The 8154-nt window shown below is 54.0% G+C and carries 8 protein-coding genes; 7 read left to right on the top strand and 1 reads right to left on the bottom strand.

What is annotated here, in order from left to right; all coding sequences use genetic code 11:
* Positions 1 to 246 precede the first annotated feature (246 nt).
* Complete coding sequence (acnA, locus tag PsWM33_RS07720; protein WP_063299779.1) at positions 247 to 2922, bottom strand: aconitate hydratase AcnA; 2676 nt, start codon at positions 2920 to 2922, stop codon at positions 247 to 249.
* Between the two features lie 466 nt (positions 2923 to 3388).
* On the opposite strand from acnA, the gene PsWM33_RS07715 reads away from it, so the two are divergent.
* From PsWM33_RS07715 to PsWM33_RS07685, 7 genes are all read left to right on the top strand, one after another.
* Positions 3389 to 3829: a cupin domain-containing protein gene (locus tag PsWM33_RS07715; protein ID WP_063294568.1), complete on the top strand. Its 441-nt coding sequence runs from the start codon at positions 3389 to 3391 to the stop codon at positions 3827 to 3829.
* A gap of 150 nt (positions 3830 to 3979) precedes the next feature.
* Positions 3980 to 4684: a heme ABC exporter ATP-binding protein CcmA gene (gene ccmA, locus PsWM33_RS07710; RefSeq protein WP_208860058.1), complete on the top strand. Its 705-nt coding sequence runs from the start codon at positions 3980 to 3982 to the stop codon at positions 4682 to 4684.
* Positions 4685 to 4695: 11 nt separating this feature from the next.
* A complete protein-coding gene (ccmB, locus tag PsWM33_RS07705) occupies positions 4696 to 5355 on the top strand; it encodes a heme exporter protein CcmB (RefSeq protein WP_181951980.1) in 660 nt (219 codons plus the stop codon).
* A gap of 178 nt (positions 5356 to 5533) precedes the next feature.
* A complete protein-coding gene (locus tag PsWM33_RS07700) occupies positions 5534 to 6313 on the top strand; it encodes a heme ABC transporter permease (protein WP_057464678.1) in 780 nt (259 codons plus the stop codon).
* Positions 6314 to 6318: 5 nt separating this feature from the next.
* Entirely contained in the window at positions 6319 to 6549 is a 231-nt protein-coding gene (ccmD, locus tag PsWM33_RS07695) for a heme exporter protein CcmD (protein WP_063294558.1), read from the top strand.
* Positions 6550 to 6554: 5 nt separating this feature from the next.
* Positions 6555 to 7148, top strand: a complete 594-nt coding sequence (locus PsWM33_RS07690) for a DsbE family thiol:disulfide interchange protein (protein ID WP_063299778.1) — start codon at positions 6555 to 6557, stop codon at positions 7146 to 7148.
* A gap of 122 nt (positions 7149 to 7270) precedes the next feature.
* A complete protein-coding gene (locus PsWM33_RS07685; protein ID WP_063299777.1) occupies positions 7271 to 8014 on the top strand; it encodes a DUF1223 domain-containing protein in 744 nt (247 codons plus the stop codon).
* Positions 8015 to 8154 lie beyond the last annotated feature (140 nt).

Genomic DNA, 8154 nt, shown 5'->3' with positions numbered 1-8154 from the left:
CTCTCCGAACACCTGTAACCTATGTCTCCGGTATGTACACTTGATGCGGGATCCAGTGCGGGGGTGGCTAAGGTTTGAGTGTGTGGCTCTGGGTCCCGCATCGCGCTGCGCTTGTGCGGGATGGCGTCGGAGGGGGATTGTTTGTGTGGGATGACATCGGTGGGGGTGGTGGCTCAGAAGGTGGGGTCGCCAATGAAAAACGGGCCTTGGAGGCCCGTTTTTGTGTTTGTGGTGTGTCTGCCGGTTTTAGCCAGAGACCAGATTCCGCAGCACGTAGTGGAGGATGCCGCCGGCTTTGATGTATTCTAGTTCGTCTTCGGTATCGATGCGGCAGAGGGCTTCGATGGTTTTCTTTGAGCCGTCTGCGAATTCGACCTGAATGTCGACCATCTGGCGGGGCTTGAGGTCTGCTACGCCGAGGATGGTTACTCGCTCAGTGCCATCGATGCCGTGGGACTGCCAGCTCTCGCCTTCTTTAAACGTGAAGGGCAGGACGCCCATGCCGACGAGGTTGGAGCGGTGGATGCGCTCGAAGCTTTGAGCGATCACAGCGCGGACGCCGAGCAGTTTGGTTCCTTTTGCCGCCCAGTCACGGGAGGAGCCGGTGCCGTATTCCTTGCCTGCAAACACAACAAGCGGGGTGCCAGCTTCCTTGTATTCCATGCAGGCGTCGTAGATCCAACGCTGCTTGCCATCCTTGGTAGTGTAGCCACCTTCCACGCCCGGCACCATCTGGTTTTTGATGCGGATGTTGCCGAAGGTGCCGCGCATCATAACTTCGTGGTTGCCACGGCGGGAGCCGTAGGAGTTGAAGTCTTTTGGTGCGATCTGATGGGATTCAAGGTATTGGCCCGCCGGGCTGTCTGCCTTGATCGCCCCGGCTGGGGAGATGTGGTCGGTGGTGATGGAATCGAGGAAGAGGCCCATGACTGCCGCGCCCTCAATATCGGTGAGGGGTGCTGGCTCCATGGTCATGCCTTCAAAGTAAGGCGGGTTCTGCACGTAGGTGGATGCTGGCGGCCAGCCGTAGGTCATGCCGCCTTCCACCTTGATGTTCTGCCAGTGCTCGTCGCCCTTGAACACATCGCCGTAACGCTCTTCAAACATCTCTTCCGTGATGGAGGAGCGGATGAGGTCGGTGATCTCTTCCGTGGTTGGCCACAGATCCTTCAGGTAGACGGGGTTGCCGTCCTGATCGTTGCCGAGCGGGTCTTTGGCCACGTTGATGTTGAGCGAGCCTGCGATGGCATAAGCGACAACCAGTGGCGGTGAGGCCAGATAGTTGGCGCGCACATCCGGATTGACGCGGCCTTCGAAGTTGCGGTTGCCTGACAGCACGGAGCACGCCACGAGGTCGTTGTCGTTGACGGACCTGGAGATTTCCGGCGGCAGTGGGCCTGAGTTACCAATACAGGTGGTGCAGCCGTAGCCAGTGAGGTTGAAGCCGAGGGCGTCGAGGTCTTCCTGAACGCCAGCTTTCTCCAGATAATCCGTCACCACCTGAGAGCCGGGCGCCAGTGAGGTTTTCACCCATGGCTTCACGTGCAGGCCTTTGGCGCGGGCTTTGCGGGCCACCAGACCAGCGCCGATGAGAACGGACGGGTTGGAGGTGTTGGTGCAGCTTGTGATCGCGGCGATGACAACGTCGCCGTTGCCAAGGTCATGGTCGCGGCCTTCCACCGATGCGCGTTTAAACTCTTCGCCCGCCTTCTTGAATTCCTCCGCCATGGTTTTGGCAAAGCCTTCTGAGGCGTCAGCGAGGGAGATACGATCCTGCGGGCGCTTTGGTCCGGCGATGGATGGCACAACGGTGGAGATGTCCAGCTCCAGCGTGTCGGTGAAGGTTGGCTCCGCGTGGGTGTCGCGGTACATGCCCTGCACCTTGGCGTATTCTTCCACCAGCGCAATGCGGTGGGCGTCGCGGCCTGTGGACCTGAGGTATTTTAGCGTGTCGCCGTCCACCGGGAAGAAGCCACAGGTGGCGCCGTATTCCGGTGCCATGTTGGCGATGGTGGCAGCGTCTTCCAGCGAGAGGTTGTCGAGGCCGGGGCCGTAGAACTCTACGAACTTGCCGACAACGCCCTTCTTACGCAGCATTTCAACCACGGTGAGCACGAGGTCGGTCGCGGTGATGCCTTCTGCCATTTCGCCGGTGAGTTTGAAGCCGACGACTTCAGGGATCAGCATAGAGATCGGCTGACCAAGCATGGCCGCTTCTGCCTCAATGCCGCCCACGCCCCAGCCGAGGACCGCAAGGCCGTTGACCATGGTGGTGTGGCTGTCAGTGCCGACGAGGGTATCTGGGTAAGCGATGGTCTCGCCGTTTTCTTCCTTCGTCCAGACGGTCTGGGCGAGGTACTCAAGGTTGACCTGGTGGCAGATGCCAGTGCCTGGAGGCACGGCGCGGAAGTTATCAAACGCGGACTGGCCCCAACGCAGGAACTCATAGCGCTCGTTGTTGCGCTCATACTCGCGTTCCACGTTGAGCGCGAAAGCTGAAGTGGTGCCGAAGTAATCCACCATCACGGAGTGGTCGATGACGAGATCAACAGGAACCAGCGGGTTCACCTTTTTCGGGTCACCGCCAAGGCTGACGGCAGCATCGCGCATGGCGGCAAGGTCGACAACAGCTGGAACGCCGGTGAAGTCCTGCATGAGCACACGGGCAGGGCGATAAGCGATTTCGTGGGTGGAGGTACGGGTGGTGAGCCACTCAGCAACGGCCTTGATGTCGTCCGCTGTAACAGAGCGGCCATCTTCAAAACGCAGCAGGTTCTCCAGAACCACCTTTAGCGAGAATGGCAGTTTGGAAACGCCAGTCAGGCCGTTCTTTTCTGCTTCAGGAATGGAAAAGTAAGTGTAAGACTTGCCGCCGACTTGCAGCGTTTGTTTGGCATTAAAACTGTTTAGAGATTGTGTCATTCGGCGATCTCCTTATTTCGTTTCCCGCCGTGAACAGGAAACGGAGCTTTGAGCTGACGAACCTCTCCGATATCTCCCGGAGTTTAGTGGCTCGCCGTCATGGCGTTGGCTTGATCATTTAACAAATGCATTAAAAGCGCTTCTTGAAATTCAATCAGCTTATAGTTGTCGTCCCTATAGCGTCTTTCTGACGCAGGTTCCAGCTGAACCGCAGCGGAAGGCTAATAATTTACCTAGGGTGAGATTAGGCCGGAATGGGATGCCCGATCAAGCGGGTTTGGGTTTATATGAATCATATTATATACAGTGGTATACAATGTGTCTAGCCTGTGAGTTGGTCCTTTGTGGCTTTAAAGGCTCGGAAGGGGATTATCGGTAGGATGCTTCTGGTTCACCTATGAATAATCGCCGGAAGTGGCGAAAAAGTGCGCAGAGAATAGCTGAAAACAACAGAAAGGCGTTTCCAATGAAATCTGTAGTTTTGGTTGGTGCTTGCTGTCTGGTGTTGGGTGGATATGTCGTCAGTGCTCTGGCCCAGGAGAGTGGGGAGGCTTACTCAAACACTGAGGTTTTGCTGGATAAGAGTGAGACTACAGTTACGAAGCAGCCTTTGTTCTATCCGACTGGTCGGCAGGCTCAGGTGACGTCTCTCATCATTACGCTGGCACCGGGAGAGGTTGTTAAAGAGCATATGCATCCCGTTCCTCTTTACGGATATATACTTGATGGTGAGCTGACGATCACCTATGAGAAGGAGGCTCCTCTGACCTTTAAAAAGGGGGAGGCGTTTATTGAGGCCGTCAATACCTGGCACTTCGGCAAGAACACCGGAACAGTGCCAACGCGAATCCTAGCCGTGTTTATGGGAGCAAAGGATTTGCCGAATGTGATAGTGCCTCCTGAATAAAGTGGTTTGCGCAAAGACGGGATCATGCAAATCGCTTTAATTCTTTGTTGGAGCGTATCTTATCCGGAAATCGGATCCATTTTTCGGGATACGCCGTCAGTTTGATAAGCAGTGTGTGCTGCTGTGGTGGTTTCGGGCGCGATGAACCAATTGAAGTTAATCTGTCAGGGTGTTGCATGTGATCGCGGTGGCCGCAGAGTTTTGAACCATGTCGACTTCGAAGTTGGTTCAAGCGAAGCTCTGATTGTCCAGGGTCCCAATGGTGTCGGGAAATCCAGTCTGTTGCGCGTGATTGCAGGGTTGGTTGCGAAAGCCAACGGCACGATTGAGCTGGAAGGTGGCATGCCTGAACGCTCTGTTGCCGAGCACTCGCACTACTTTGGCCATCTTGATGCATTGAAGCCGCTGCAATCCGTCCTTGAAAACCTGAGCTTTTGGCGTGATTTCTTTGAGCCTGCAGCTTTTGGTGGTGGCAAAGTGCGTGAGAGCATGAGCGAGCTGGAAGCGCTGGATACTCTTGGTATTGCACATACTGCCAGTTTGCCAGCAGGGTACCTGAGTGCCGGACAGCGCCGACGCCTTTCGGTGGCGCGCTTGCTGGTGGTGCCACGTCCAATCTGGTTGCTTGATGAGCCGACCTCGGCGCTTGATAAGGCCTCTGAAGAGGTGTTGCTGGGGCTGATTGCCGATCACATCCACGCTGGTGGCCTTGTGGTTGCTGCCACACACCTGCCGCTCAACCTGCCAAACACCAAGTTCCTCAATCTGTCGCCTGTGACGACCGAGAGTGAGCATATGTTTGCCGGAGCGGATCTGGATGATTATTTCGACGAAGACGAGCAGGACGAGGGCTGATCATGAGTTGGATGAAGAGTCTTTTTGTCCGTGAATATCAATTGGCGAACCGCGTTGGTGGTGGTGCGCTGATCGGTGTTCTGTTCTTTCTGGCTGTGGTGACGATCTTTCCGTTCGGCGTTGGGCCGGACATGATCCTGCTGTCCCGCATTGGCGCTGCGATCCTCTGGATTGGCGCGTTGCTGTCGACTTTGCTTGGGCTCGATCGCTTGTTTCAGGCTGACCGTGAGGACGGCAGTCTTGAACTTCTGGTAATGTCCGGGCGATCGCTTGAGCTGGTTGTGCTGATTAAATGTGCTGCCCATTGGGCGGCGACGGGACTTCCGCTGGTGCTGGCAACACCGGTTCTGTCTCTCTTTGTGGGTCTGGATTTCCAGAGTATCGTTCTGGTGACCCTGACCTTGCTTGTTGGCGCTCCTGCATTGACGCTTGTTGGTGCGGTTGGTGCTGGCGTTACCGTGTCCATGCGGCGGGGTGGGGTGTTGCTCTCCATTCTGGTTATTCCGCTGGCAATTCCGATCCTGATCTTTGGTGTAAGTGCCGCGACAGCGGGAGCGATCGACTCTAATAACTTCCTCGTTCCGTTCCTGTTTTTGTGTGCCCTGACACTTTTTGGTCTTGTTGTTGGACCTCTTGCAGCAGCTGCAGCGCTTCGCGTTTCTGGTGACTGATGATGGCAGCCGCGAGGCTGCTGAAATTACCAGAAGCGTTAAGTCTATGTAAAATCGTCTAAAATGGGTGAAATCCCGAAGAAGTGAAGCGTCAAATTGCGCGTAATCAATGACTGTGATGGGTCCGTGACACTATGTACACATTGATGCTTCGTCATTCTCAGTTTAGAACGGCTCTATGACCTTATACGATCTTGCAAACCCAACCCGGTTCCTGAAGCTTGTGAAAGCTGTGCTTCCCTGGCTTATCGTTGCGACGGTCGCTGCGCTTGCAGTTGGCTTGTACTTCGCGTTTTTTGTTGCGCCTGAAGATTATCAGCAAGGCCAGACAGTGCGCATTATGTTTGTGCATGTCCCTGCTGCCCAGCTTGCATTGATGTGTTATGCAATGATGGCACTTTCTTCGATTGGTTCTCTGGTCTGGAAGCATCCGCTGGCTGATGTTTCGGCCAAGGCGTCTGCACCTATTGGTGCTGCATTCACATTTCTGGCTTTGTTTTCCGGTGCTGTCTGGGGTAAGCCAATGTGGGGGACCTTTTGGGTCTGGGACGCAAGATTGACCTCCTTCCTCGTGCTGCTGATTATGTATCTTGGCATTATCGCGCTGTGGAAGGCGATTGAAGATCCTATCAAGGCTGCAAAAGTGAACGCGATTATTACGCTGGTTGGCGTGATCAACGTTATCATTATTAAGTTCTCTGTTGAGTGGTGGAACACGCTGCACCAGCCGCCGAGCATTATTCGTGCTGATGGCCCTGCCATTCACTCTTCCATTCTTATTCCGCTTGGTTTGATGGCGTTGGCTTTTGTGCTTTTGTTTGTGACTTTGCATCTGATGAGCATGCGTAACGAGATTATGCGCCGTCGGATCAGAGCAATGCGGATGCGTGCAGCATCTGTTGCTCCGGCTGCTTCCAGCAGCACAGTCACGAAAGCAGCTCCTGCTGGTGCGAGGTAAGGACAATGGATTTTTCAGAGTTTGGTCGTCACGCTGAGTATGTGATTGCTGCTTATGCAATGGCTGCACTTGTCATCGCAGTGCTGATTATCTGGGTGCGCTCAGACAAATCTCAGTTGGACAAAGAAATGCAGGCGCTTGAAGCGAGCGGTATTCGCCGTCGTTCCACACGTCGTGCTGGTCCTTCCGTCAGCCAGGTGGTTTCCTCAGGTGCTGATGATAAGAGTGAGAGCTAACAGGAATGGCTAGTGATATGGATGAGGAAAAGAAGTCAGGCGTTTCTCCGCTGTTTCTTCTTCCGCTGATTGTTTTTGGTGCTCTCGCGGTTCTGATGGGTTTCATGATGCTGTCAGGCCATGATTCCAAGGAACTGCCTTCTGCACTGATCAACAAACCTGCGCCTGAATTTGCGCTGCCTCCAGTTGCCGGATTGGAGCGTGATGGTGTGCAGGTTCCAGGGTTCCAGCGCAGTGATCTTCTTGGTCAAGTGACCGTCGTGAACATCTTTGCGTCCTGGTGTGCGCCGTGCCGCGCCGAACACAAATACTTGATGGAACTTTCCAAGGACAATCGTTTTGAGATTGCTGGCCTGAACTACAAGGACACTGACGTTAAGGCGAACCGGTTCCTTGCTGAGTTGGGCAACCCTTACGACCGCGTTGGGTTTGACACTGGCCGAGCTGGCATTGAATGGGGCGTTTACGGGGTTCCTGAGACATTCATCGTCGATGAGAAGGCTCAGATCCGCTATAAATTTATCGGGCCATTGAGTGCAGCCAGCTATCGGGATGTCTTCTTACCAGAGCTTGAAAAAGTGCTGACTGAGTCCAAATAGAACCAGTGCCCCTGATGCCTTCGGTTTTCAGGGGCTCACTGGGATGTGATTCTACAGTTATCTGGTTATTGTTTAGGTTAGCGCTGCATCAGCGATGACTTGAATAATTGCGAAGGGCCGAAATGCGGTGGTTTTCTGTAAATAGATTGACGGGTGTTCTTCTCGCAGCAGGAATTGGTTTTGCGACCTCTCTCTCAGCTCAGGCGGAAACACCGAAGGCTGTGGTTGAGCTGTTCACCAGCCAGGGCTGCTCGTCATGTCCACCTGCAGACCAGTTTCTGGAGGAGCTTGTCTCAGACCAGAAGGATGTGGTCACCCTCTCTTACCACGTAGATTATTGGGATTACTTCGGCTGGAAAGACACCTTGGGCTCACCTGTGTTCACTCAGCGCCAGAAGGATTATGCCAAGAGCCGTGGTGATGCTCAGATCTATACCCCTCAGGTCGTTGTGAATGGTCGTGGGCATATGGTCGGCAGTGATCGTGGTTCCGTCAAGAATGCTATCCGCAAGTCTTCTGGTATGAGCGTTCAGGTTGAGGCGATGCTTGACGACAATGCGCTCGAAGTTCAGCTCTCTGGTTCTTTGAAACAGCCAGATAAGAAGGCTGACGTCTATCTTCTTGGAATTGACAAGGAAGCGGTTGTGGAGATCCAGCGCGGTGAAAACGCTGGTACAACGCAAACTTATAAGAACGTGGTGCGCAGCATTATGCCGATTGGCATGTGGTCTGGTACCGCTGAAGTGTTCCGTCTGCCGCGGACCGCTTTGAAGATGTTCGACTCCAAGAACTGGGCTGTTTTGGTTCAGACCAACTCTGGTGAGATGCCAGGCAAAATCATTGGTGCAGCGTTTTACGACAAGTAGAATTGGCTGATAAATTGCGAGTGATTTTCATTTGCAAACATTGAGTGCAAATAAGAATAAAAACTGGCTGTTTGAACCTGTTCCATTGTTTAATATGCCACTGAAACCTGATAGAGGACGATAACTTTCTAAGCAGTCGT

The sequence above is a fragment of the Pseudovibrio sp. WM33 genome, from assembly GCF_001623165.1.
Classification (GTDB): Bacteria; Pseudomonadota; Alphaproteobacteria; order Rhizobiales; family Stappiaceae; genus Pseudovibrio.
This window is presented reverse-complemented; position numbering and strand designations above follow the sequence as displayed.